The following is a 23,975-nucleotide window of genomic DNA, read 5'->3' as shown; positions in this document are numbered from 1 at the left end:
TTCTAAGATACTCCTCAGTTTCAGGCTAAGGGGAAAAGAAGAAGCGGGGGAGAATGACAGACAAATGACAAAGGACAAATGCCCAATGCCCTTCATCTCTACTTAACTGGAATAACTTCAAACTGGAAAGTACCGATCAAACGGTTATCAATATAGACTTCTATTCTATGCTTACCAACTGGATCGCCAGGGGCGATTGTCCAAAAATTCTCAATTATACCTTCTGGAGCCGACTGTGTGCGCCGTGTTACAGATGTCTTGCCGTCTGCTGATATTGAGAAATCTTCACCATTATCTGTACCCCAAGTTTCTGGAGGTTTTGGTAAATACAAAACTTCACGCCATTTCACTTCACCTTGGTAGTTTTTGAGTTTAATCCGCCACCCGTAGGTGTTTCCTTCCTGAAGTGGCACTCTTGTTGTCTGGAAAATGGTAACGTTTCCTTTGGAATCAACTCTCTTCAGACCAAACTCGGTGTTACTGACAGTAATCTGTTTTGCATTCGTTGGCGCCGGAGATGATATGGCATTTTCTACCAAAACAGAAGTAGCGTTGATTGGCTTAGAACCGATGACCCCAGATATTAGCCAAAAAGCAGCTAGCACAGCAGTAGTAGTCCAAATTCTCATTAGTATGGTTTTCCTATCAGACTTTTGGTACTTATTCAAGTAATCTGCCATGTTTTCCGGGTCAAGGTTAGCGATGTTAATGATTGCAACACATCCTTGGGTAAAGACGCGATGAATCGCGTCTCTACAAATGGTCTATTTGTCGCATTCTTTTTTCAAATTGGTCTTACTCTACAAGACACTTCACAACGGGATAGTGTGGCATGGATATAGTATTCTGAATCCTGAATTCTGAATTCTGACTCCTTCTTTATCTTTTCCTTTTCTAATCACACTTGCACATGAGATACCAAGTTGGCGGTAGCCTCCACAGTGACGATCCCACTTATGTTGTGCGTCAAGCAGACGAAAAACTTTATACCAGCCTGAAAAGTGGTGATTTTTGCTACGTCTTCAACTCTCGCCAAATGGGTAAATCATCCCTACTACAGCGAATAAGTCGTCGTCTCAAGTCAGAAGGCTATAAATGTATTTACTTAGACGTGACGCAATTGGGTAGCGAGGATACCACATCAGCACAATGGTATAAAGGAATCATTGTCAGCATATTCTACGGGTTAAATCTGGCGGAACACGTCAACTTTAAGCAATGGTGGAATATGCAAACAGGTCTGTCTCCTGTACAAAAGCTACACCAGTTTGTTGAGGAAGTATTGCTGCCAAATGTTAAGAGCGATTCTGAAGGAGGCGGCAAAGCTAAAGGCATTTTCATTTTAATTGATGAAATTGATAGTTTGCTGAGTTTGAATTTTCCGGTCAATGACTTTTTTGCCTGGATTCGTCATTGCTACAATCAGCAGGCACACGATCCGAATTTTAAACGCCTGGGATTTGCATTGTTTGGAGTCGCCAGTCCATCTGACTTAATTGCTGACAAACGCCGAACACCTTTTAACATTGGGACAGCTATAGAGTTATACGGCTTTCGATTGCATGAAACTAGCCCATTGCTAAACGGGTTACAGGGAGCAATCAGTCAACCAGAAGTCGTGCTGCAAGAGGCGATCTATTGGACAGGGGGACAACCATTTCTCACTCAAAAACTTTGTCAATTAGTTCTCCAAACTGCCTTAAATACATCAGAACGGAAAATTATCCTATCGCCAAAAACTGAGGCGTATTGGGTAGAAGCATTGGTGCGATCGCACATTATCCAACACTGGGAATCACAAGATGAACCCGAACACCTCCGCACAATTCGCGATCGCTTACTTTTCAACCAACAACAAGCCGGACGGTTATTGAGTCTTTATCAGCAGGTATTGCAAGCAGAGGAAATAGAGGACGCAAAGAATAAAAATACTAGCGACTCTTGGTATCCTACACCTGCAATATCTCCCGTGCCTACCGATGATAGTCGAGAACAGACAGAGCTTTTACTATCAGGATTGGTCGAGAAACACAACGGCTATCTCAGAATTAAAAATCCCATCTACCGCAGTATTTTTAATGCTGAATGGGTGTTAAAGCAGTTAGACAATCTGCGCCCTTATTCACAGCCATTCAATGCTTGGGTAGCATCGGGCTTTCAAGATGAGTCACGTCTACTGCGGGGTAATGCCTTACAAGAGGTTTTGGATTGGACTCAGCGTAAAAGTCTCAGCGATTTGGACTATCGATTTTTAGCAGCCAGCCAAGAATTGGAACGTCGGGAAGTCCAGCACAAACTGGAAGTGGAACGACTCAAAGAAACTGAAGCGCGATTGGCGAGTGAACAAAAGAGCGCCCGCCTTCAGCGACGACTCCTGCTAGGGGTAAGTTTGGCTCTAGTAGCAGTTATTATCTTGGGGTTCACAACACTCTACGCCGCAAGGCAAGCATCACTGAGTGAGGTACGGGCGATCGCATCTGCTTCCAATGGGAGTTTTAATTCCAATCAACGCTTAGATGCACTGGTACAAGCAATCCGAGCCAGACAGAAATTTCAACGGCTCGATCTGCAAAATTTCGCAGATGCCAATGCCCTGGATCTCCAAACTCGCAAAGTGTTACAACAAGCTGTCTACGGTGCTGATGAATTCAATCGCCTGTCAGGGCATCAAGGGATTGTCTTAGGCGTTGATTTTAGCGCTGATGGTCAGTGGATTGCTTCATCTAGCATCGATCGCACAGTCAAGCTATGGAAGCGAGATGGAACACTGGTGAGAACAATACCACATACTGCAACCATACAAAGCGTTCGCTTCAGCCCCGATAGCCGTCTGATCGGGGAGCAACGCGAAAAAGTGAGATCCTCGTGAAAAGAGCTTTCTTAGGCAGGGGGAGCAGGGGGAGCAGGGGGAGTGAAGAGAAAACTTTAGTATTTTTTATGACCGTTATAGCTCTAAATACACTTNGGGAGCAATGCGATTTTGTGAGCAGGGGGAGCAGGGGATGCAGGGGAGGCAGGGGAAGAGAAAGAAATAAGTGTATTTAGAGCTATAACGGTCATAAAAAATACTAAAGTTTTCTCTTCACTCCCCCTGCTCCCCCTGCTCCCCCTGCCTAAGAAAGCTCTTTTCACGAGGATCTCACTTTTTCGCGTTGCTCCCGTCTGATCGTTGCTGCCGGTATTGATGGCACTATCCGTCTTTGGACAATCGATGGTAAATTGTTGACCATTTTTAAAGGACATAAATCTGCGGTGTGGCGAGTTGCCTTTAGCCCAGATGGACAAACGATCGCTTCTGCCAGTGGCGATTTTAGCATCAAGCTTTGGCAACTAGATGGCACTTTAATCAGAACTCTTAAACATGAGCGTGGTGTGTGGGGAATTGCTTTCAGTCTCGATGGTCATACGATCAAAGTCTGGAAAATTGATGGTACTTTACTCGTCACCCTGAATGGACATACTTCTAATGTCAGCAGTGTTGCCTTTAGTCCCGATGGTAAAACCCTCGCCTCTGGCGGAGATGACCAACTTGTGATTATGTGGGATCTAGAACAAATTCTCCATCTCAACCTACTGAAATACACTTGTGATTGGGTGCGGGATTATTTAAAGACTAATATAACAGTGGAAAAGAGCGATCGCTCTATTTGCAATTACAGTCTTTTCCATTGCAAGAGGTCTAATTAGTTTGTTTAGCTGAATCTTTGATTAACAATAATTAAAAAGATCAAGAATTCTATGCTGAAACTACTCAAATCCATTAGTATTTTCCTCATTACCGCCTGTTTACTAATTGCTTGTAATACTTCAGTACCAACTGAAGTAAAACGCCCTCCATTGAAAGTGATATTTGGATCTTTTGTTGGAGAGCTTCCAGGCATCATTGCTCAAAAAAAAGGATTCTTCAAAGCCCAAGGGGTAGATGTGGAACTAATTCATACACAATACGCCCAATTGGAACAAGCAAACTTCAATGCGGGTAAGTATGATGGGATTACATCGTCATTGGGAAAGTTTATAATCTTGAGTGCCACAAATCCAGATATACAAGGCGCGATCGTTATAGATGAATCAATAGGAGCAGATGTGGTAGTCGCCCAATCAAAAATTAAAACCGTCGCTGACTTGAAAGGGAAAAAGCTGGGTGCAAATCTAGGCAGTTTTAGCGAAGTTTTCGTGACTGAAATGTTGAAAACTGCCAATTTAACTAGTGATGATGTGAACTTAGTTCAATTAGAGGCTTCAGAAATTCCTCAACGCTTGAAAAATAATACGATTCAAGCCGGACAGACTTGGGAACCCTATCTCTCTGAAGCGATTAAATTAGGGGGGAAGATCCTATTTACTAGCAAGCAAACCCCTGGCTTGATTTTAGATTTAATTATCTTTCGCGGTGAGACAATCCGCGATCGCCCCGAAGACATTCGGGCATTTGTGCGAGGATGGCTGCAAGCCTCGACCTACTGGAAAGCAAATGTTGAGGAAGGAAAAGCGATCGTCAGCAAAGCGTTAAAAATTCCGATCGATACTCTCTCTCTAGATGGAATTAACCTAACTGATTTAGGTGAAAATCAAAAATATTTTCAATCTAGCAACCCTAACTCCATTTACAAAACTGCCAAGATATATGCAGACTTTTTTATTCGTTCTGGAAACATTACACGTATTCCTAAGCTAAAAAGTTTGTTCAATTCTTCCTTCTTGAATCCCCCCTAGTTTGAAGTTATGCAGCACTCCTTTTTGGGTGGCATCCGTACAAAGTTAATCGCCTCGTTTCTCGTTGTTGCTTTGATTCCGTTGCTGTTATTGGCATTTGTCAACAAACAGACAACCGAAAAAGCACTAACTGACAACGCCCGACAAGCCCTATCTGCGGCGGCTAACGAAACCGCTAACAGAATAGATGCCTTTATTGATGGAAATCTCAATGCCGTGCGCGTAGAGGCGATTTTACCAGGTTTGACACGCTACCTCAGCCTAACTCCAAAACAACGAGACGACAGCCCCGAAATGCAATTGGCGACAGAAACATTAATCCGTCTCAGTCGCAAAGATATGATCAATATTCTCTCTTATGCTTTGCTCGACTTAAACGGTAAAAATGTATTGGATACACGTACACTGAATATTGGCAAAGATGAATCAGTTCAAAATTATTTTAAAAAACCGCTACAAACTGGTTTCTCCTTTGTTTCTAGCATGAAGCGATCGCCGACAATTCCCGATCTTATTACCCTATTTTTTAGCAGTCCGGTTCGCAATGCCAAGGGAGATATATTGGGTATATTGCGTGTTTCATATAATGCTACTGTTGTTCAGCAGTTAGTAACTCGACAAACCGAACGGGCTGGGGCAAAATCTTTTGCGATTCTTTTAGATGACAATAATATTTATCTGGCACATAGTACTGCACCAGAACTGCTTTTTAAATCAATTGTGCCTCTGCCTGATGATGTTGTAACTCAACTGCAATTGGAAGGTCGTTTGCCTAATTCTTCTCTCAAAGAATTGGCAACTAATGAGTCAAAACTTAAACAAGCATTGGATAATAAACAGTCGTATTTAATTGCATCCTTGGAAGCAACAGGTAATCAGGTTAATCTAATTGCGATCGCTCGTTTGCAATATAAACCTTGGTCTGTGTTGTTTGCACGACCCCTTGCCGTTGCCCTAGCACCTGTAGAAAAGCAAATTCGTGATACAATTTTTCTATTTGCATTTATCGCTGGAGTAGTGACAATCATCGCTTTTGCCATTGGGCAACTGCTAACAAAGCCAATAATTCACCTTACCAATATAGTTTTCCAGTTTACCGCAGGTAACTTAGATATCCGCGCCAAAAATAAATCAAAAGACGAAATAGGTCAACTGGCAAAATCGTTTAACAACATGGCACTTCAGTTACAAACATCTTTGGAAACTTTGGAACAACGGGTACAGGAGAGAACAGCAGAGTTAGCCATTGCTAAAGAAAAAGCCGAAGTAGCAAATCAAGCTAAAAGTTTATTTATTGCGAATATGAGTCATGAGTTGCGATCGCCCCTCAATGCTGTTCTAGGTTTTTCTCAATTAATGTTACGCGCTAACAACTTGCCTGCCGAGCATTATGAAAATGCCGGGATCATTTATCATAGTGGTGATTATTTATTAACGCTCATCAATAATATTCTCGATTTATCAAAAATAGAAGCGGGTCAAACTACTCTTAACCCTAGAGACTTTGACCTGTATCGCTTGCTAGATGACTTAGAAGATATGCTACATTTACAGGCAAGTAATCAAGGCTTAAATTTAATATTTCAACGTAGTGAAAATGTTCCATGTTATATTTGCACAGATGAGTTAAAACTCCGGCAAGTATTAATTAATTTGATTGGTAATGCCATTAAGTTTACTCAAAAAGGAACAGTTAGTTTAACAGTAAATAATATTAGTGAAGAAATCATAGATATTTTAACTCTTGATTTTAAAGTCTGTGATACAGGAGTGGGGATTGCAGCCGCAGAATTACCCAAACTATTTAATGCTTTTTCTCAAGCACAAGCTGGAAAAGAATCCCACGAAGGAACAGGTTTAGGTTTAGCAATTAGTCACAAGTTTATTCAGTTAATGGGAGGAGATATTTCTGTTGAAAGTAAATTAGGAGTCGGGACAACTTTTCAATTTTATATCCAAGCAAAATTAGGTCAACCAACCAATATAAATACTTTAGAAGTACATCCAAAAGTACTAGAAGTTGCACCAGGACAACCTATATATAAACTATTAATAGTAGATGATAAACCTATTAATCGCCAATTATTAATTAAACTTTTACAACCGTTAGGGTTTGAGATGAAAGAAGCTAGTAATGGCAAAGAAGCGATCGCTATTTGGAATGAATGGGAACCCCACCTGATTTGGATGGATATGCGAATGCCTGTCATGGACGGTTACGAAGCCACAAAATATATCAAGTCCACTACCAAGGGGAATGCTACAGCTATAATTGCTCTGACGGCAAGTGTTTTAGAAGAAGAAAAAGCGATCGTCCTTTCAGCCGGATGTGATGACTTTCTCCGCAAACCTTTTGCAGAACATACAATTTTTGACACACTAGCCAAACATCTTGGTGTCAAATATATATTTGCTGAAAATAATTATTCAAATTTGGAATATACAGAAAAAAATCCTTTAACATCTAACAATCTAATTTGTATGTCTCAAGAATGGATTAATCAATTCTATGAAGCTGCATTAGAAGCAAATACTAATCATGTCATAGAATTAATTAGAGATATTCCCCAAACAGAAACATTTTTAATTCAATCTTTAACAAAACTTGCTCGTCAATTTGAATTTGAGGAATTGGTTGATTTAGCCGAACCCCTGAGAAGCAATGAATCTTGATTCTGATAAAGAAAATAAAGGTAATATTCTCTTAGTAGACGACAGTCCCAAGAATTTACATTTATTAAGTGATTTTCTGGTCAAACTCGGCTACACTGTTCGCAGCGTCACAAGTGGGCGGATGGCACTAAAAACAGTAAAGGCGAAGCAACCAGATATCATTCTTTTAGATATCAAGATGCCAGAAATGGATGGCTATCAAGTTTGTAGAATTCTGAAAGCAGATGAAGTTCTACGCACCATTCCTGTTATTTTTATTAGTGCTTTAGATGATGTTTTCGATAAAGTGATAGCCTTTGAGTCAGGGGGCATAGATTACATCACCAAACCCTTTCAGATGGAAGAAGTTGTAGCGCGCCTAGAAAATCAGTTAACCATTCAACGCCAGCAACGGCTTCTAGAACAAGAAAATATTAAGCGTAAGGAAACAGAAGAGATACTGTATCAGTCCAGGGCAATGCTAGCCAGTATTTTGAATAGTTCACTGGATGGTATTGCCGCTATGCAAGCTGTCCGCAACTCTACAACCGGGGACATCGAAGATTTCCGTTGCTTAGTTGTGAACTCTGTCATTGCTAGAGCCTTCGGAAGCAAATGTGAAGAGATGATTGGCAAATTAGTACTCAAAAAACTCTTAGCCCATCTAGAACCAGAACTCTTTAATCACTTTGTTAATCTTGTTGAAACGGGGGAAGCTTTAAAACGGGATTTTTACCATCCATTAGGCAATTCTTGCTGGTATCACTTTGTCGCAGTCAAACTAGGTGATGGTTTTGCTATTACCATACGCGACATTACTGGACGTAAACAAATTGAATTGGCTCTCCAAGATGCAAATCAGAAACTAGAACAACTGGCAAATTTAGATGGCTTGACTCAGGTGGCTAACCGTCGTTGCTTTGATGCACGATTAAAAGCAGAATGGAAACGCCTTGCACGAGAACAACAACCCCTGTCACTGATTATGTTTGACGTTGATAAATTCAAACTTTACAACGATTACTATGGTCATCTTGCAGGCGATAATTGTCTAATGAGGATAGCGCAAACAGTGCAAAAGACAATTAATCGTCCTGCCGATTTAGTGGCGCGTTACGGTGGAGAAGAATTTTTGGTACTCTTGCCTAATACTGACTTAGAGGGAGCGATTAAAGTAGCCCAAAGTATTCAGCAAGCAATTCATGCTCTGGCTATTCCTCATGTACAGTCTGATGTCAAGAATATCATCACCGTTAGTTTAGGAATTACCTCTCGCATACCCATTTGGAATATCAAGCCAGATACACTCATTGCCTCAGCAGATAAAGCACTGTACCATGCCAAACAAAACGGGCGCGATCGCTATTGTAATGATTAAAACATTTTTATATGGCAATACCTTCATTCCCGCCATTACTACATGAGTAACAATCGCATCCGAGGCTTTTTTCTCAAATTAGACTAACTTACAAGCACGTTGCAACGCTTGCTGAAGTAAAGATTGATATTCTTTATCCCCAACCCGATAAGCGCCAAACCTTTCCAAATGGGGATTCATCATTTGGGCATCAAAAAACACAAATTTCCTCTGACGCAATCTTTCCACCAACTTAACCATCGCCACCTTTGAGCCTTCGGGAATGCGGTAAAACATCGACTCGCCAATAAAAGCCCCACCAATCACAATCCCTAAAATTCCCCCGGCTAATTCGTCACCCTGCCAAGTTTCAAAACTATAAGCATAACCATTCTGGTAAAGTAGCCAGTAAATCTTTTCCAATTCCGGTGAAATCCAAGTTGTCTCTCTATCAGCACAGCCAGCCACCACAGCCTGAAAGTCTCGATTAATCGCCACAGTAAACCGTTCTTGATTCAGAACGCGCTGCAAAGACTTGGGGTAGCGAAACCTCTCATCCAAAGGAATAAAAGTCCGATCGCGACTTCCGTACCAACTCAGGCGATCGCGTTCATCAGCCATGAGAAAATAGCCTTGTGCATAGCCCTCAACAATAGCGGCGATATCATATTGCATAAATAAATAATAAAAAAACACTAGAGAAACGCGATTTGATGCTAACAGTCAACCTTAGCGTTCCTCTGCGTTTCCCTCCGCGTCCCTCTGCGTTTAAAAAAAATGACTCAACCAATTCCACCCATCACCCTACCACCGCCCGAAAACCCCCTACTCGAAGGTGAATGGTTACGAGAACGATTACAACGGTGGCTAGATACAGAATTTATCCCCGAAGCAGTCAACCAAAATATTGCCCAACGAGCCGCACAGATTTTTGTGCGTCAACGGATGGAAGGAGAAAATGACCTTGGTTCTCTGGTAATTGCCATTGTCACAGAGATGCAGTCCTATGATTTTTCCAATAGCTTTTACGGAGAGTTTGCGATCGCCAACGCCGTCAGCGATCTACTCTTAGAAAGTCTGGGAATTGATAAGTGTTGTGGTCAATAATATTTTGTCATTTGTCATTTGTCCTTTGTCATTTGTTCTTTACCAATGACTAATGACTAATGACTAATGACTCTCGATTACCAACTAGACTTAACAACTCCAGGTAAAAGACCTTCATGGGCCCATTCCCGCAGTACGTTCCGAGACAACCCAAAATCGCGGTAAACACCTCTAGAACGACCAGTCAACCAGCAACGGTTGCGGTGGCGGGTAGGCGCACTATTCCGGGGTAACTGTTGAATCTTCCGGTGGATTTCTAGCTTATCCAAAGGAGATGCTGCACTTCTGAACTCTTCCAAAAGAGCTTCCCGCTTGTCAGCATACTTTTCTATCAACCTGGTGCGCTTTTTCTCGCGCTCAATCATGCTCTTTTTAGCCATATATTCTCTAACTTATTTAAAGACACCGTTTTCCATTCTACAATCTCTCAATCAATTCTGGGGTTACTTGTGTCGCTTATCCTACAACCACTGGCTGATTTGCAGCAGGACATAAATCGGCAAGCTCACAAGCAATGCAGACGGGAGAGCGGGCTTTACAAATAGCACGACCGTGATAAATCAGCCGAATTGACCAATTTTCCCAATCAGGCTGAGGCAATAAACCCATTAAATCTTGCTCAATCCGAACGGGGTCTGTATGTTCAGTTAAACCCAAACGTTCGCTGAGGCGCTTGACGTGAGTATCTACTGTCACGCCAGCATTAATACCATAAGCATGAGCTAGGACTACATTTGCTGTCTTGCGCGCCACACCGGGAAGCTTTAATAATTGCTCCATTTGGTTGGGGACAACAGAGTTAAACTCAGTGACAATCATCCGACAGGCGGCTTGAATGTTCTTGGCTTTATTGCGATAAAATCCGGTTGAACGCACCAAACTTTCTAATTCTACCAAGTCAGCGATCGCTAAACTCTCAGCATCAGGAAACTTACCAAATAAAGCTGGTGTTACCTTATTCACTCGCTCATCAGTACATTGCGCTGAGAGAATAGTTGCTACTAACAATTGTACTGGTGTTGAGTAGTTCAAAGAGCAAGTAGCATCTGGATAAACACGCTTCAGACGATCTAAAATTTCTATCGCCCGTTGCTTTTTAGATAACGATTTGCGGGTAATGCTCACTGGAACAATTTTTGTACCCACTCCAATTGGCTAGTTAATTGAGTGGTTTCTTTGACAATCAGAAAAATTCCTAAGCCTAAGAGTAACACCAAACCGGTTTGCATTACACCTTCTTGAATCCGTGCGGGTACAGGCTTACCGCGCAAACCTTCAATCAGCAGAAAAGCGAGTTGTCCGCCATCCAAAGCGGGTAAAGGCAAAATGTTGATAATAGCCAAGTTAATGCTGATAATTGCCGCAAAAGACAACAAGTTTACGCTATTGTCCTCAGCTAATTTCGCGCCTATTTTGACGATATTAACTGGCCCAGAAACTTGTCCAGCAGTTTGTTGAAAATTGGTAATCAACTGCCCAAAACCGCTGAGTGTACCAACAAATAATTGTTGAAACCTGTTAGCAGCAAGACCAAAAATTTCAAAAGGACTATTTGGACGGCGATAAACTGCTGTAGCATTTGGACTAAGTGCCACACCAACTACACCTTTGCCATCGGCTCCCAGTTTTGGTGTTAATTTCAGGGTTTGTTGTTGGTTTTCACGCAGAATTTTCAGTTCGATTTGCTGATTGGGATGAGTTTGAATTTCTTTTGTCAGCAAAGGAGTTGATTTATCAGAAGCCGGAAGTTCTTGACCGTTAACAGCCAGAATAATATCTCCTTCCCGAATCCCTGCTTGATAGGCAACAGATTCTTGATTAACAGGCTGTACAGCAACACCAGCTTTATAGGTTAATTCCTTGGGAATGCCGACAATACCCAATTGCAGAGCCAACACCAAGTAGGCAAATATTAAATTTGCGATTACTCCGGCACTGATAACTATCGCCCGGTCTAAAACTGGACGGTTACGCAGCAGATTCGGGTCATTGGGTGGAACATCGCTATCGGGGTCATCATCGGGAAAGCCCACAAAGCCGCCCAAGGGAAAGGCGCGGACAGCATATTCGGTTTGTGAACCTTGGTACTTTAAAAGAACTGGGCCAAAACCCAAAGAAAAACGGTTAACGAGAATGCCTTGAGAACGTGCTGCAACAAAATGCCCCAACTCGTGTACCAAGATCAAAACAGCCAAGACTGCGATCGCTGCTAAAACTGACATAGAGTAAATTGTGAAGATATTAAGCTATAGTTATCTCCATTCTAATTGGGCATTGGGTATTGGGTATTAGTCATTGGTCATTGGGCATTGGTCATTGGTAAATAACAAAGGACAAATGACTAATGACAAATTATAAAACTTCACGCCCCAAGTAAGGTTGCAGGACTTCCGGTATCCTCACCGTCCCATCAGGTTGTTGATAATTCTCCAAAATTGCTGCCATCGTCCTTCCCACAGCCAAACCCGAACCATTCAGAGTATGTACGAACTGAGTTCCTTTCTTACCCGCCTCTTTGAAGCGAATATCAGCCCGTCGTGCCTGGAAATCTATAGTATTAGAACAGCTAGAAATTTCGCGGTATTTGCCAGAAGAGGGCAACCAAACCTCTAAATCATAAGTTTTGGTAGAAGCAAATCCCAAATCTCCAGTACTTAAATTTACTACTCTGTATGGCAACTTCAATGCCTGTAAAATTGCTTCCGCATTCCCTACCAATTTCTCCAATTCATCAAAAGACGTACTGGGTTCGACAAACTTCACCATTTCCACCTTGTTAAATTGATGGAGACGAATTAATCCCCGCATATCGCGTCCATAACTACCAGCTTCCCGGCGAAAACAGGGAGTAAAAGCACAGTGGTAAATAGGTAAGTCCTCAGCAGCGAGAATTTCACCCCGATAGAGGTTGGTAACTGGAACTTCCGCCGTCGGAATTAGCCATAAGTCATCATCAGCACATTTAAAGCTTTCTTCCGCAAACTTGGGTAACTGACCGGTCGCCGTCAAAGACTCAGTATTCACTAACAGCGGCGGACTGACTTCCACATACCCAGCTTGAGTATGAAGACTCAGCATAAATTGAATTAATGCCCTCTCCAATGCTGCACCAGCGCCTATCAATGTCACAAAGCGACTTTGGGCAACTTTTACAGCTCGTTCAACATTGAGAATACCCAGCTTTTCGCCAATTTCCCAGTGAGGAAGAATATTCGGGTTTTGGGGAATGTACTCATCACCCCAACGCCGCACCTCTACGTTATCTTCCTCATTCTTACCAAGGGGTGTAGAGTCGCTTGGCAAGTTGGGAAGCGCCAACACAAGTTGAGCAATTTCAGCTTTGAGGTCTTTTTCTTGGGGTTCCAGTTGACTCAACGTCGCTTTGAGAGAGTTACCTTCATCCCGCAAAGCTTGAATTTCTGGGTCTTGAGCATTAATCCCAGATTTAATCTTCTGCCCGACTATTTTACCAATTTCGTTGCTCCGGGCTTGGAGTTGACTACGCGTCCCCTCAAGTTCCCGTTGTTGCCGATCTAACAGTAATATCGGTTCGATGTCGTATTTACCATTACGACTATTCAATCGTTCTTGAACTAATTGCGGATTTTCCCGTATTTGCTTAATATCCAGCACAGATTTTTCTCAGTTTTTAGCCTAAAATCTTCCTGTCAATACAGTTAACACATAAGCATTTAGCATATAGTAATTTTGCTTTGCTGTAACTGCAAAAACAAAGTTTATTAGAAAAATCAGTCTCAATCTCTGAGCAAGATTTTACCCTAGCATCACTGCCAGGGCTAAGAAACCATATAATGCATTAAACCAATCATGAATTCGTATTTTGAGTCACTGTCGTTTCAGAGACCTGAGCAAGACTCTGATCATTACCGTTATTGTTATCAACGGCTGCAAACGTCCTTTGAGTGATATTCGGTGGTTCCTTATCGTCTCTAGTTTGTCCAGGTGAAGGTAACCAGTATGCAAGCACACCTGATAAACCACCCCAGTAAAGCGCAATATTCTTCTCGTCCTCTGCTGGCGAGCCAAGCTTGAAAATGCACAGCCCCAATACGATGCTACTAAAGAAAACCTGTACGCCAAATCTCCATACGTCTTGATTAAATTTCTGTGCTGGTTGATTTCTCATGGTGTCAAATTGATTTTTCATGGTGTCAGACTTCTAAAAAAGGTACATATTATCCCTGTGCTAGTTTTGGCATCACCTACTACTACAGCTTGGCAAAATTCCTAATTACGCTCGTACCTTTACAGGGATCTTGTTACGCCCAGCGTGCCGCTTTCCCGACTCGCTAAGTAATTTGTAATTCCTATACCGCAAGCGTTCCATTGATTTGAATTACGCAGTGCTGTACTAGCAGGATGTTTTTCAAGGATTATGTAGTTGTCTTCACACCCAGTTTTGTCAGTTTCGGAAAAATTATGATTAACTTCTTTAGACTTTTGAAAACTCAGCACTCATAATATTAGGGTCGGTTAATCCGATTGAGCAACCAAAGTGACGCAATAAGCCCTGCAAAGTGGGCTGAGACGGTATTGGTGTTTGCCTGTACCACAAGCATATCTAGACCGCTAATAATTCGGGTAGGGTCAAAAAATTGGGTAGTTATCGCTTGGGGAGAAATGGAACGTGCTACCAGTGTTCCAACGATCGCTTGCGCCCCCAAAAGAGTCACTAGCGTTCCCCCTAAATTTACCCACACCCCTAAGCGTAATACTTGCACAGTCTCGCTTTTCCGAGGGCGGTTGCTGGGATTGGAGGATTCCAATTGCTTGCCAATCCTCGTGTAACGGTAAGCTAAATAAATGCCTCCGCCTAAAACAACCAGTCCACAAATTGCTAAAAATACGCCAAAGCCAGTCCCAGGATTATTACTAGGACTGCCAGTTCTTTGATTAAAGATGGCGAACAGCAGCACAATTATGCTAGAAACAACGCCTAGTACTAGCTGAATCCAGAAGCTAATCCAACCTGTAAGGCGAAAAGTTTGGGCAATTGCCCTGAGAGTTGAGGAAGATGATGGGGCATCGGGAGTTTGTGACATAGCGATCGCTAATATGCTGAGTGCTTGATAAAGGAAGGCGAGGACGAGAGGACGAAGGGAAGTGAGGACACAGAGAGTTCTTTCCCTACGTCTCCCTCTCCTGTCTTCTTTCCCCTAGTATTTAGCGCCTTCTTTGATCAATTTACTATCACACTTGCCAAATAAGACAAGAAATTCTGCGATCGAGGAAATCAGAAATGGTTACTGCTTAAGTGTGTCCACTGACATAGCAGCTCGATCCCAGATATATCCCTTAGCTTAAGCTTTTAGAATTTGCATTGGAAAAATCACTGTAAAAAAAAGTGTTTATTAAGTTTTACAGACAAAACAGCATTTTACCTGTAAAATTTCTTCGATGGCATTTTATTGCTTAAGCAGTTCTAAGCAGCTCGGCATCAGTTAACACCAAGATAGTGACTCTCTCACTTTCTGTTCGCTCCTCACCACACCGTATCGAGCTTGAGTGGGGGTACATTGTTTTGTACCCTTAAAACTCGCAAACTCGCCCCACAACTTCACAGGCGTGGGTAACTGTTTGATGTTTACGCAATGGATATCTAGTCTAAGTAGCTTTATATGTATTACTCACGTAGTAGTAGCACTGTATACTGACTACAAGGATTATAGAATTTACCCTAATGCATTTTTTTTAGCCATTCACATAACCATGAAACTTGAGGATATATATCAATTTTTTGAGAATCCTCCGCCAACTTACCTTTGTCAGGAACTAGCAGTTTGTTACATACTGTCTGTTTTATTACAAGGTGAATCCTACGGAACCGAGTTGATTGAGCAATTAGAAACTGAGTATCCCGTCTATCGGCTTTCAGATACCGTACTTTACAGTGCAATCAAATTTCTGGAAGACCAAAGGGCAATCACTGGATATTGGAAGAAACTCGAAGGACGGGGGCGCCCCAGGCGGATGTACCAAGTTTCTCCCGAATGGCAAGTTCAAGCTCAGGATTTAGCTTTGCAATGGCTTGACTATATCAACGGGAGGAAAAAGTAACGAATCATTGATAATGAATAAGTCTCCTCCAGTCAAACACTAACAATTAGTTATGGATACTGCTATTCTGCCATCTACGTTCCTGCTAACCTTGTTGTTATCGGTTGGGCTGTTTTTCTTTATTCGTGCCTCGACTAAAGACCGCATAGAAATAGCGCAACTGGTATCTGAGCAAGACGAAGCTGTTTTAATGTCTCAATTAAAAGAGTACTTTCGATCGCGGTCTTACCGAGTGGCAGCGGTAGACCGAGAACAAAATCAGGTAATTTTTGAAGGTAATGTTCGTCCCAGCTGGTTCTTAGCTATATTTCTAACTTTACTGGCAGCGACTGGGATTGTTTGTCTATCTCTAGTTACATACCTGCTTTTTCCTAGCCTCAGTACCCTTATTCTGGCGATGGTACTGCTGTCGCCTTTAAGTGGTCTATTTTATTGGAAAAAATCTGGAAGACTTGAGAAGGTGTCGCTCAAAGTAGAAACAACTCAGAGCGAACAAACCTCCTCAAGTAAGATCACTGTAGTCGCCCATCGAGATGAACTCAGTGAGTTGCAAAGGACTCTACAGCTCAAGCCTGGGAAATAATTGTTGATTTTTGCGACCATCTCTTAACTATGATATGCAGACTTCTGACCTAACCTACTCTTTAGGCAATGGAAAGTAGTCAGGAGAAAATCAAGACTGCTGCTTTGTCAGTTTTCCCCACGACTTTGGTCGTGGGGAAAAAATTTAAATTCATTAACTTAAATTCATTGACAGAGCAAACTTTAACCATCTACGGCATAAGAGCGCAACTTAACTCTTCCTTTTAGACGCGCTTGGCTATATACCCACTCCCTTCTGCATCATCAAATTAGTATCAACCCATGCAATCTAGCGTGGTTTGAAACAGGTTCACTTTCCAACTACCTGGACTAGATTTACTGGCAAATCAGCTACAAACTAAAAAAAAATTAAATTTTGCATAAACTTAGCAATTTTGCCAGTTAATAATAGTCAGGAGCCACATTCAATGCTCAAGATGACCATCTATGGTTTACCGACTCGCTAAAGCAAGAGGTTCTTGACCTGGTGAAGGTTCTAACACCCTCAAACTAGGAAACAAGAAATGGTTTTCCTCTACGTATTGAGCACCAAACAGTCCCTTTTCTGCCCAGAAATAACGATCTGTAGTGTGTTCATTTCGCTTTACAAGTAGCAACGCTGGTGGCAAAATTCCTTCAGCTTGAATGAATCTTCTAGCTGCTGTTACAGGCTTTTCTTCGCCACTTTCGATGCTATATTGAGGCACGTGCTCCAAAATGCGCCGTCCTTCCTGACGACGACGACTCTTCCTTTTGCGTCTCCTTGCCAATCTATTGTCCTCCTCTTTCAAGCTTATAGATTGTAGTGATAGCTACAAAATCCGTCGTCATTATATAGGTTCTAGTTCAGAATATCAATAGTTTTTAACCTTTTAATATAAGAAAGTTAATATCTTTGAAACATCGAGAAAATAAAACCACGTAAGAATATAATCCCCTAGTAGAAACCATCTCTAAGAAAATTTTAGTTAAGCTTTATGAAATGAGTGAGGTAAAAATTAAGTATCCTCTCTTACATCATGCCTCAAAATCTATAATCTTGAGCAAGAGCTAAAAATGTTAATGTCTGCCAGTTCTGATTTTCTTGCTCTGTGTCGAGAGCAAATAGCGCTACTAACCCAAGGGCTGGGAGCAACTTTAAGTATTGTGTACCTAACACAAGAATTGGTAGATACTCCTTCCGGTGATGCAAAACTTATTCCTGTGGTGATTTACCCGGAAACAGCATTATTGCCGCCAGGAGAGGAAACTATTGAAGCGACGGCATATAAGCAACTTCAAGTTGGAAATGCGTTTATATTACCCAATCATCAGGGAAGGTTATTGACAGCAGGTTCAGAATCTCCAACTTCGTCACGGGAGTCTGAGATCCCAGATGCATCTCAACCCGATCTCAAAGAGGAATACCTACTTAGTAGTAACCAAATTGTTTTACCTCTGATTTATGAGGGTGTAATGATGGGGTTACTAGTGACAGGTAGGAAAGATCGGGTATGGAATGAACACGAGCAAAATCAAATTCAACGGATAGCTCAAACATTAGCGATCGCTTGTATTTTAGATCAGCGGCGAGCATGGTTTGAGCAACAGTTGCGTGAGCAACAAATTGTTCAAGAAAAACAGCGGGATTTGCTGGATAATCTATTGCATCAGTTTCGTAACCCATTAACGGCGTTACGGACTTTTGGCAAACTGCTATTGAAACGATTACGACCAGCAGATGCTAACAGAGATGTGGCAAATAGTATTGTCAGAGAAAGCGATCGCCTTCAAGAATTACTGCAACAATTTGAACAAGTAATTGACTTGACAGAGGCAGATTTAGCACCACTACATCTGCCGGAAGATGAAGTATTTGTAGAAGCAACTATCCAAAAAGACGCTAAACCGCTGCTATTATTACCGGGAACGGGAGATAAAGCAGTTGACTGCTCCCTAGCAGATATATTAGAACCATTATTAATATCAGCCAAAGCGATCGCCCAAGAGCGAAACCTAAAACTAATAACTGAAATTAAACAGAATTCATCCTTAGTACGTGCTAATGTCAAAGCATTACGAGAGGTGTTAACTAACATTATTGATAATGCTTTGAAATATACTCCCACTGGTGGCAAAATTTTGATTCAGGCGGGACAAGAAAAAGCTAATTTTCAGGGAATAGTCATTAGTGATAACGGGCCTGGCATTCCACCCCAGGATTTAGAACATCTTGGAGAACGGCATTATCGCGGTGTACAAGCGCAAACAGAAATCCCCGGCACAGGTTTGGGGTTAGCGATCGCTAAACAATTAATAGAGCAAATGCAGGGCGAAATCGAGGTTTTCAGCCCTGCAATCAACTCTAAATTCACTTCACCCAATGCGCCGGGAACTACGTTTATTATTTGGTTGCCGGAAGTTCAAAATTAGTCATTAGTCATTTGTCATTTGTAAAGACTAATGGCTAATAACTGAAGTTGAGAGTTGGTCATTTGTCCTTTGTAAATACTAATGACTAATGACTAATGACCAATGACTATCTTAGTGAAACCAACAAATTTTGATTGATTGTCATTTGTAAATCGGTATTTGGGTCAATGGCGATTAAGTCAACACTATTCTTGCCGAAGAACAGACCAACCAATGCACCGATACCAGCACCACCCAAGACTTCTTCTGTGGCAATGGCGCGATCGCCTGTGACAGCAGATACCGCAGTTGCTGCACCTGCGCCCAATACAGTATTTTTGATAATTGAACTAACACTAGTACCCTTATTGACGGTTTCAGTTTTGGTAATCACGCCAGAAGTAGCGTTAAGCTGATACTCTTGACCACTGGGCAAAACCAGTTTCTCGGCAACGAATTGAGAACCACCCGTAGCAGGTTTGAGTTGACCAATAACCTGACTACCAGCAGGAATCACTACAGATCCATCTTGCGTAACCACGTTTTGAGATACTGTCAATGTCAAGGGCGATGTTTCATCCTTTGTTACCAGAATTTTTTCTGCCTTGTCATACTTCACAGCAATAGCAGTCCCTTGGGGAATTGTGACTGATGCAGGTGTTGGAGTAGTAGATCCGACAGCCACAACATAGGGTGAATTAATTGCTGAGGCTTGATTAGAACTAACCAATGCTTGGTAGATAAAAGCTGCTACCTGAGCGCGAGTGGCGGTTGCAGTTGGATTCAGGAAGTTCACATTCGGATAGTTGACCACAATTTGCTTTTCAGTTGCTGCTGCGATCGGGCTACGGGCATAGCTAGCGATGTTAGAGGCATCGTTGAAGTATTGCAGAGTGCTTTCGGTATTGCCACTGGGAATATATCCCAAACCGTTAGCGAGGGAAACTAAAACTTGTTGGCGAGGAATAGCCTGATTAGGTTCAAAGCGATTACCGGGATATCCTGATAAGAAACCAATGGTATAAGCTTGCTGAATCGCACTGGATGCCCAATAGTTGCTAGGTACATCAGCAAAACTGATTGGCTGCCGTTGCTGTGCTTTTTGGAAAGCTTTGTTAACCATCGCGGCAAATTGAGCGCGTGTCACCGGTTCTTCTGGGCGGAAGCTACCATCAGGAAATCCGGCAATTACACCTCGCTGTGACAATTGTTGAATAAATTGTGCTGCCCAATAGTTAGATGAAACATCAGAAAAAGTAGTTTGAGCTAAAGATGGCGAAGCTGTAATGAAAGGCGCTACAGTACCGACTGTGACGCTCAAAGCCATAAGTGCAGCTGTTCTAGATTGCCAACAATTTAAAGTAAACATTAATTTTTAACTCCAGTCACAATTAGTTTTTTACTGTTAATTAATTAGACATTTACTGAAGCATGAGGTTCCCAATTTTTATGTTTTTTGTAAAAACCATTACCTTAGTTATACAGTCATGGTCAAAAAATCTCTGTCAAAGGAAGTAGGCAAGTAGGCGAGAATGAAACAAAGTAGATTAAGTAATGTAAAAACTTTTAAGATTATTTTATCACAAGGGCTTCAGTTCTCTCTTCTCTATTAGAGACTGCGCCGACGAGACGCTACGCGAACAACTAAGGGCTAAATTCCTCTCTACCAACCTTTGATTATTTACGTATATTTACTTATACGATAGAAATAGTCTAATCACCGTATTATCTCTTGGCAGAATTAAATAAATATTTCAATAAATATGGATACTGAGTCAGACGAGACAGAGTATAGAATAGTTGCTTGAAAATAGAAGTTTTAGGTGTAAAAATGAAGGCGATCGCACACTCTAGTTAAGGTAGCGATCGCCTATGGAATAACTATTTAAGTAAATAGATTCTAATTGTGACTTATACAGGTGTTGAAGTAGTAGACCCGACAACTACTGTATACGGCGAGTTAATTGCTAAGTTTTAACACGACATAGGGTGAGTTAATGGCTGAGGCTTGATTAGAACTAACTAATGCTTGGTAGATAAAAGCTGCTACCTGGGCGCGAGTAGCTGTTGCGGTTGGATTTAGTAACTTGACATTCGGATAATTCACCACAATTTGCTTTTCAGTTGCTGCTGCGATTGGGCTACGGGCATAGCTAGCGATGTTAGGGGCATCGTTGAAGTATTGCAGAGTGCTTTCAGTATTGCCACTAGGACTATATTTCAAACCGTTAGCGAGGGAAACCAAAACCTGCTCGCGGGGGATAGCTTGATTAGGTTCAAAGCGATTTCCAGGATAACCAGATAAGAAACCAATGGTATAAGCTTGCTGAATCGCACTGGATGCCCAATAGTTGCTGGGTACATCAGCAAAATTGATTGCTGTCCGTTGTTGGGCTTTTTGGAAAGCTTTGTCAACCATCGCGGCAAATTGAGCGCGTGTCACTGGTTCTTCTGGGCGGAAGCTACCATCAGGAAATCCGGCGATTACACCTTGCTGAGACAATTGTTGAATAAATTGTGCCGCCCAATAGTTAGATGAAACATCAGAAAAAGCAGTTTGAGCTAAAGATAGCGGGGAGCATCCCACTTTGATGAGTTTGTCTTGCAAAGGATAATTCACTGAATCGCAAACAAAATCTGCTGACTTAGCCTCTATAGATGTCCGCGTTGGCGGATTTTGTTTATCTAATTGTGATTTCCAATCGTCAGAGATTTTTTCGAGAGTGGGATGCTTACTTAAAAACTGTGAGTCTGCAACAACATCGTGAGGCCCCTTTACACTTATCTTAGAACTATTGAGATAGATATTGTAATCATAAACAACGTTTTCATTTTTAGTGTTATTATTAATATTTTTTCCAGGGAAAGCATAGAGAATGTTCCTTAAAATTCTGACATCGGATGAGGTATGAGCAAATATTTGCCCACCATTAAGTTCTGGACTCTGATTATTTAAAAAAGCTGTGTTATTTACAATATCAACATGGTCGCTAAAAAAGGCATGAATACCCGATCCACCGTTATTAAATGCAAGATTGTTTTTAACTAAAGTACGTCCTTTATATGCACCCAATTTTGAGGTGTCTTGATTTCTTGTACTATCGATAATAATGCCATTACCGTCTGTGATCTTTCCAACTGCAATCCAAGGGATGTACATACGATTGTTGTAGGTCTTGTTGTTGGTAACAAACATCTTGTATCCCTGGTTGTTGTCAGAATTCCAATTATTCAACATTGAAATACCACTAGAACCATAAACACCATACCAGGCATTATTAAATACCACATTATTATCTATTGTCACATAGTCTGCTTGAATCGCTGAAATACCTGCTCCTCCACAGTCATGCACTTTGTTGTTCAGAATACGGATGTGATGAACATGACCATTAGTTCGTCCATCAACGTTTATACAGTTTCCATTTGTCAGTGGGTTTACTTTGTTAGTCTTCTCTTTCATCGCATAATCAAGGGTTATATTGGCATTGTTTCCTATAACCTCTAGCCCGTTGATTTCGATATATGAAGCTTTATGTGAAATCGCGATACCATTCCATGTATTGTGCTGAATTTTTGGTAAATGCCCAGGATATGCTTTATACCTAATCCATGCATTTGCAGTTCCAGAACGTTTAATATTTACTACACTCCCAGCTTTGCCTGTATTTGTGTATACTCCGTTCATTATCAATACTGTATCGCCAGGGTTGGTAAGGTCTGCTGCCTTTTGAATTGTTTTAAAGGCAGATGAAGTAGAAAGTCCGCTATTATTGTCGTTTCCATTACCACTAACATAGTATGTTTTCGGTGTTGAATTCGCGCTAATTAGCTCACGGCTAGATAGGCTCACTTCCTTATTAGTGGATACTTGACGGACGTTTTCAACTAAAGATACTTTTATATTGTCTCCCGGAACCAAAAGACTTAAGACTACGGGAATTGCAAGATATGTGCTTAAATTTAAAGCTTGAATTACCACAAGAAAAAGCTCCTCGATCGCTACTACTTAACAAAAGTATCAGGATATTCCATAATTTTGAATACTCTTTTAGATACAGAATACAATAGAGCTAATTTTTAAATAAGTATTACAATAAATATCGATATTGATTAAGACGATAGAGAGGTGGAATAGTTGCTGTTAAATAGAAGTTTTTAGGGTTAAAAATAAAGGCGATCGCACACTCTAGTGAAAGTGGCGATCGCATATAAGGGATGATTAAATTCACAACTTGAATGAAGTGAAATCTAGTAGCGGGATCTTGGTACTAAATTCAAGTTAGAATCCAGCGTTAGTCTTAAATCTTGTGCAGGTCTGAGGACAAAAGCATTTCCTTCTTTTTTCCGCAATAGCACGCTAGCACCCGCACCCGCAGCCGCACCAATAACAGGTTTTAAATCGTCAATTTTGCGATTACCAGTAATTAATGAACCTAAAAGACCAGCACCCCCACCAATAGCTGCGTCAGTTAAAACCTGAGTTGTGTTGGGCTTCTGTGAAACTCTTTCAGTTGTGGTGTATGTCCGAGAAGTTGCATTAATCGACTGACGCTGACCGTTAGAAAATTCTAATTCTTGAGCGACAAACTTTACACCTTTTCCTTGATTATCATCTGTATTTCTTGTATCTCTGGAATAACTATCTAAGTCAACAGATTCTAGCCGTCCATGTACTTTAGTACCAGCAGGAATCAAGACGTTTCTATTTCTGTCGATAATGTCGTTGGCTATTCTCAAGGTTAGAGATTTACTTTCCCCAGGAGCAATAGTAATTGTCTCTTTTTCGTAGGTGACAGGAAGAGCAACTCCAGAAGGAATGGTAGCGTTTCCGTATTGCCCAGTTCTGTTTTGATCAATTCTGTATTGAGCATTAGCAGGAGCAAAGCTGAATAGGGGGCTAATGACGCTTGTAGTAACGGCCATTGCCATAAATGCAGCGGTTCCATATTTCCATTGATGTAGACGAGTCATAAGAGGGTTATCCTTTGTGTATGTGATGTATTTAATGACGAGGATTCACTGAGTTTGTTTCTGACTATTTTTGAACCTGTCTATAGTCGTATTCCGAAGATAAAAGTACTTATTATGA

22 protein-coding genes and 2 pseudogenes are annotated in these 23,975 nt (G+C 41.4%); 11 read left to right on the top strand and 13 right to left on the bottom strand.

The window, feature by feature from the left end:
- Positions 1-98: 98 nt before the first annotated feature.
- Complete coding sequence (locus CDG76_RS21195) at positions 99-629, bottom strand: hypothetical protein (protein WP_094351076.1); 531 nt, start codon at positions 627-629, stop codon at positions 99-101.
- A 24-nt stretch (positions 630-653) separates the two neighbouring features.
- Here CDG76_RS21195 and CDG76_RS36350 point away from each other — a divergent pair, with 24 nt between their 5' ends.
- The 7 genes and pseudogenes from CDG76_RS36350 to CDG76_RS21165 all read left to right on the top strand — a co-directional run bounded on the left by CDG76_RS36350 (position 654) and on the right by CDG76_RS21165 (position 8,746).
- A complete protein-coding gene (locus tag CDG76_RS36350) occupies positions 654-842 on the top strand; it encodes a hypothetical protein (protein WP_143854135.1) in 189 nt (62 codons plus the stop codon).
- A gap of 68 nt (positions 843-910) precedes the next feature.
- Positions 911-2,869 (top strand): AAA-like domain-containing protein, encoded by a 1,959-nt coding sequence (locus tag CDG76_RS21190; RefSeq protein ID WP_094350903.1) that lies wholly within the window; start codon positions 911-913, stop codon positions 2,867-2,869.
- 272 nt (positions 2,870-3,141) lie between these two features.
- Positions 3,142-3,198: pseudogene (locus CDG76_RS39675) on the top strand (hypothetical protein); the annotation flags it as partial.
- A gap of 24 nt (positions 3,199-3,222) precedes the next feature.
- Positions 3,223-3,687, top strand: coding sequence for a WD40 repeat domain-containing protein (locus tag CDG76_RS21180; RefSeq protein ID WP_190240922.1), 465 nt, complete (start codon positions 3,223-3,225; stop codon positions 3,685-3,687).
- 51 nt (positions 3,688-3,738) lie between these two features.
- On the top strand, positions 3,739-4,716 hold the full coding sequence (locus CDG76_RS21175; protein ID WP_190240921.1) for an ABC transporter substrate-binding protein: 978 nt from the start codon (positions 3,739-3,741) through the stop codon (positions 4,714-4,716).
- A 9-nt stretch (positions 4,717-4,725) separates the two neighbouring features.
- Complete coding sequence (locus CDG76_RS21170; protein WP_094350900.1) at positions 4,726-7,389, top strand: hybrid sensor histidine kinase/response regulator; 2,664 nt, start codon at positions 4,726-4,728, stop codon at positions 7,387-7,389.
- Complete coding sequence (locus CDG76_RS21165) at positions 7,379-8,746, top strand: diguanylate cyclase domain-containing protein (protein ID WP_094350899.1); 1,368 nt, start codon at positions 7,379-7,381, stop codon at positions 8,744-8,746. Before CDG76_RS21170 ends, CDG76_RS21165 begins: the two co-directional genes overlap by 11 nt.
- 78 nt (positions 8,747-8,824) lie before the next feature.
- Here the strand turns inward: CDG76_RS21165 and aat are convergent, their stop codons facing one another.
- Positions 8,825-9,400 carry a leucyl/phenylalanyl-tRNA--protein transferase gene (aat, locus tag CDG76_RS21160; RefSeq protein WP_094350898.1) on the bottom strand — a complete coding sequence of 192 codons (576 nt, stop codon included), beginning with the start codon at positions 9,398-9,400 and terminating at the stop codon, positions 8,825-8,827.
- 102 nt (positions 9,401-9,502) lie between these two features.
- Between aat and CDG76_RS21155 the strand changes: the two genes are divergently transcribed.
- Entirely contained in the window at positions 9,503-9,832 is a 330-nt protein-coding gene (locus tag CDG76_RS21155; protein WP_012410384.1) for a hypothetical protein, read from the top strand.
- A gap of 77 nt (positions 9,833-9,909) precedes the next feature.
- Here the strand turns inward: CDG76_RS21155 and rpsN are convergent, their stop codons facing one another.
- From rpsN to CDG76_RS21125, 6 genes are all read right to left on the bottom strand, one after another.
- Positions 9,910-10,212: a 30S ribosomal protein S14 gene (gene rpsN, locus CDG76_RS21150; protein WP_012410383.1), complete on the bottom strand. Its 303-nt coding sequence runs from the start codon at positions 10,210-10,212 to the stop codon at positions 9,910-9,912.
- 76 nt (positions 10,213-10,288) lie between these two features.
- Complete coding sequence (gene nth, locus CDG76_RS21145; protein WP_094350897.1) at positions 10,289-10,978, bottom strand: endonuclease III; 690 nt, start codon at positions 10,976-10,978, stop codon at positions 10,289-10,291.
- On the bottom strand, positions 10,954-12,054 hold the full coding sequence (gene rseP, locus CDG76_RS21140) for an RIP metalloprotease RseP (RefSeq protein ID WP_094350896.1): 1,101 nt from the start codon (positions 12,052-12,054) through the stop codon (positions 10,954-10,956). Before rseP ends, nth begins: the two co-directional genes overlap by 25 nt.
- A 130-nt stretch (positions 12,055-12,184) precedes the next feature.
- Positions 12,185-13,465 (bottom strand): serine--tRNA ligase, encoded by a 1,281-nt coding sequence (serS, locus tag CDG76_RS21135; protein ID WP_094350895.1) that lies wholly within the window; start codon positions 13,463-13,465, stop codon positions 12,185-12,187.
- Between the two features lie 193 nt (positions 13,466-13,658).
- Positions 13,659-14,000 (bottom strand): hypothetical protein, encoded by a 342-nt coding sequence (locus CDG76_RS21130; protein ID WP_190240920.1) that lies wholly within the window; start codon positions 13,998-14,000, stop codon positions 13,659-13,661.
- Positions 14,001-14,316: 316 nt separating this feature from the next.
- On the bottom strand, positions 14,317-14,895 hold the full coding sequence (locus CDG76_RS21125; protein WP_094350894.1) for a DUF3611 family protein: 579 nt from the start codon (positions 14,893-14,895) through the stop codon (positions 14,317-14,319).
- Positions 14,896-15,562: 667 nt separating this feature from the next.
- Between CDG76_RS21125 and CDG76_RS21120 the strand changes: the two genes are divergently transcribed.
- Together CDG76_RS21120 and CDG76_RS21115 are read left to right on the top strand one after the other, a co-directional pair.
- A complete protein-coding gene (locus CDG76_RS21120) occupies positions 15,563-15,910 on the top strand; it encodes a PadR family transcriptional regulator (protein WP_094351073.1) in 348 nt (115 codons plus the stop codon).
- Between the two features lie 52 nt (positions 15,911-15,962).
- On the top strand, positions 15,963-16,493 hold the full coding sequence (locus tag CDG76_RS21115; RefSeq protein ID WP_094350893.1) for a cofactor assembly of complex C subunit B: 531 nt from the start codon (positions 15,963-15,965) through the stop codon (positions 16,491-16,493).
- 451 nt (positions 16,494-16,944) lie between these two features.
- Here CDG76_RS21115 and CDG76_RS21110 read toward each other — a convergent pair whose 3' ends face one another.
- Positions 16,945-17,262 (bottom strand): DUF3155 domain-containing protein, encoded by a 318-nt coding sequence (locus CDG76_RS21110; RefSeq protein ID WP_041566316.1) that lies wholly within the window; start codon positions 17,260-17,262, stop codon positions 16,945-16,947.
- A gap of 286 nt (positions 17,263-17,548) precedes the next feature.
- On the opposite strand from CDG76_RS21110, the gene CDG76_RS21105 reads away from it, so the two are divergent.
- Positions 17,549-18,904, top strand: coding sequence for a GAF domain-containing sensor histidine kinase (locus tag CDG76_RS21105; protein WP_094350892.1), 1,356 nt, complete (start codon positions 17,549-17,551; stop codon positions 18,902-18,904).
- Between the two features lie 106 nt (positions 18,905-19,010).
- On the opposite strand, the gene CDG76_RS21100 is transcribed toward CDG76_RS21105, so the two are convergent.
- The 4 genes and pseudogenes from CDG76_RS21100 to CDG76_RS21090 form a co-directional block, all read right to left on the bottom strand.
- Positions 19,011-20,252: an S-layer homology domain-containing protein gene (locus tag CDG76_RS21100; RefSeq protein ID WP_094350891.1), complete on the bottom strand. Its 1,242-nt coding sequence runs from the start codon at positions 20,250-20,252 to the stop codon at positions 19,011-19,013.
- A gap of 609 nt (positions 20,253-20,861) precedes the next feature.
- Positions 20,862-21,503 (bottom strand): annotated as a pseudogene (locus CDG76_RS37490) (S-layer homology domain-containing protein); the annotation flags it as partial.
- A 1,471-nt stretch (positions 21,504-22,974) separates the two neighbouring features.
- The gene (locus tag CDG76_RS37485) at positions 22,975-23,115 is read right to left on the bottom strand and encodes a hypothetical protein (RefSeq protein ID WP_190240919.1); all 141 of its coding nucleotides are present in this window, start codon (positions 23,113-23,115) and stop codon (positions 22,975-22,977) included.
- Positions 23,116-23,134: 19 nt separating this feature from the next.
- Positions 23,135-23,857 carry a conjugal transfer protein TrbI gene (locus CDG76_RS21090; protein WP_094350890.1) on the bottom strand — a complete coding sequence of 241 codons (723 nt, stop codon included), beginning with the start codon at positions 23,855-23,857 and terminating at the stop codon, positions 23,135-23,137.
- Positions 23,858-23,975 lie beyond the last annotated feature (118 nt).

The organism is Nostoc sp. 'Peltigera membranacea cyanobiont' 210A (assembly GCF_002246015.1).
GTDB lineage: Bacteria > Cyanobacteriota > Cyanobacteriia > Cyanobacteriales > Nostocaceae > Nostoc.
The sequence above is the reverse complement of the archived record's forward strand: the minus strand, read 5'-3'. Positions and strand labels throughout refer to the sequence as shown.

Excerpts from the sequence above, each read along its gene's own strand:
- CDG76_RS21195 (WP_094351076.1), bottom strand. The coding sequence starts at position 629 with ATGAGAATTTGGACTACTACTGCTGTGCTAGCTGCTTTTTGGCTAATA.
- rpsN (WP_012410383.1), bottom strand. The coding sequence starts at position 10,212 with ATGGCTAAAAAGAGCATGATTGAGCGCGAGAAAAAGCGCACCAGGTTG.
- CDG76_RS21100 (WP_094350891.1), bottom strand. The coding sequence starts at position 20,252 with ATGTTTACTTTAAATTGTTGGCAATCTAGAACAGCTGCACTTATGGCT.
- CDG76_RS21170 (WP_094350900.1), top strand. The coding sequence starts at position 4,726 with ATGCAGCACTCCTTTTTGGGTGGCATCCGTACAAAGTTAATCGCCTCG.
- CDG76_RS21115 (WP_094350893.1), top strand. The coding sequence starts at position 15,963 with ATGGATACTGCTATTCTGCCATCTACGTTCCTGCTAACCTTGTTGTTA.
- CDG76_RS21105 (WP_094350892.1), top strand. The coding sequence starts at position 17,549 with ATGTTAATGTCTGCCAGTTCTGATTTTCTTGCTCTGTGTCGAGAGCAA.
- CDG76_RS21125 (WP_094350894.1), bottom strand. The coding sequence starts at position 14,895 with ATGTCACAAACTCCCGATGCCCCATCATCTTCCTCAACTCTCAGGGCA.
- rseP (WP_094350896.1), bottom strand. The coding sequence starts at position 12,054 with ATGTCAGTTTTAGCAGCGATCGCAGTCTTGGCTGTTTTGATCTTGGTA.
- CDG76_RS21130 (WP_190240920.1), bottom strand. The coding sequence starts at position 14,000 with ATGAAAAATCAATTTGACACCATGAGAAATCAACCAGCACAGAAATTT.
- CDG76_RS21190 (WP_094350903.1), top strand. The coding sequence starts at position 911 with ATGAGATACCAAGTTGGCGGTAGCCTCCACAGTGACGATCCCACTTAT.
- CDG76_RS21155 (WP_012410384.1), top strand. The coding sequence starts at position 9,503 with ATGACTCAACCAATTCCACCCATCACCCTACCACCGCCCGAAAACCCC.
- CDG76_RS21090 (WP_094350890.1), bottom strand. The coding sequence starts at position 23,857 with ATGACTCGTCTACATCAATGGAAATATGGAACCGCTGCATTTATGGCA.
- aat (WP_094350898.1), bottom strand. The coding sequence starts at position 9,400 with ATGCAATATGATATCGCCGCTATTGTTGAGGGCTATGCACAAGGCTAT.
- CDG76_RS21120 (WP_094351073.1), top strand. The coding sequence starts at position 15,563 with ATGAAACTTGAGGATATATATCAATTTTTTGAGAATCCTCCGCCAACT.
- CDG76_RS21165 (WP_094350899.1), top strand. The coding sequence starts at position 7,379 with ATGAATCTTGATTCTGATAAAGAAAATAAAGGTAATATTCTCTTAGTA.
- CDG76_RS21175 (WP_190240921.1), top strand. The coding sequence starts at position 3,739 with ATGCTGAAACTACTCAAATCCATTAGTATTTTCCTCATTACCGCCTGT.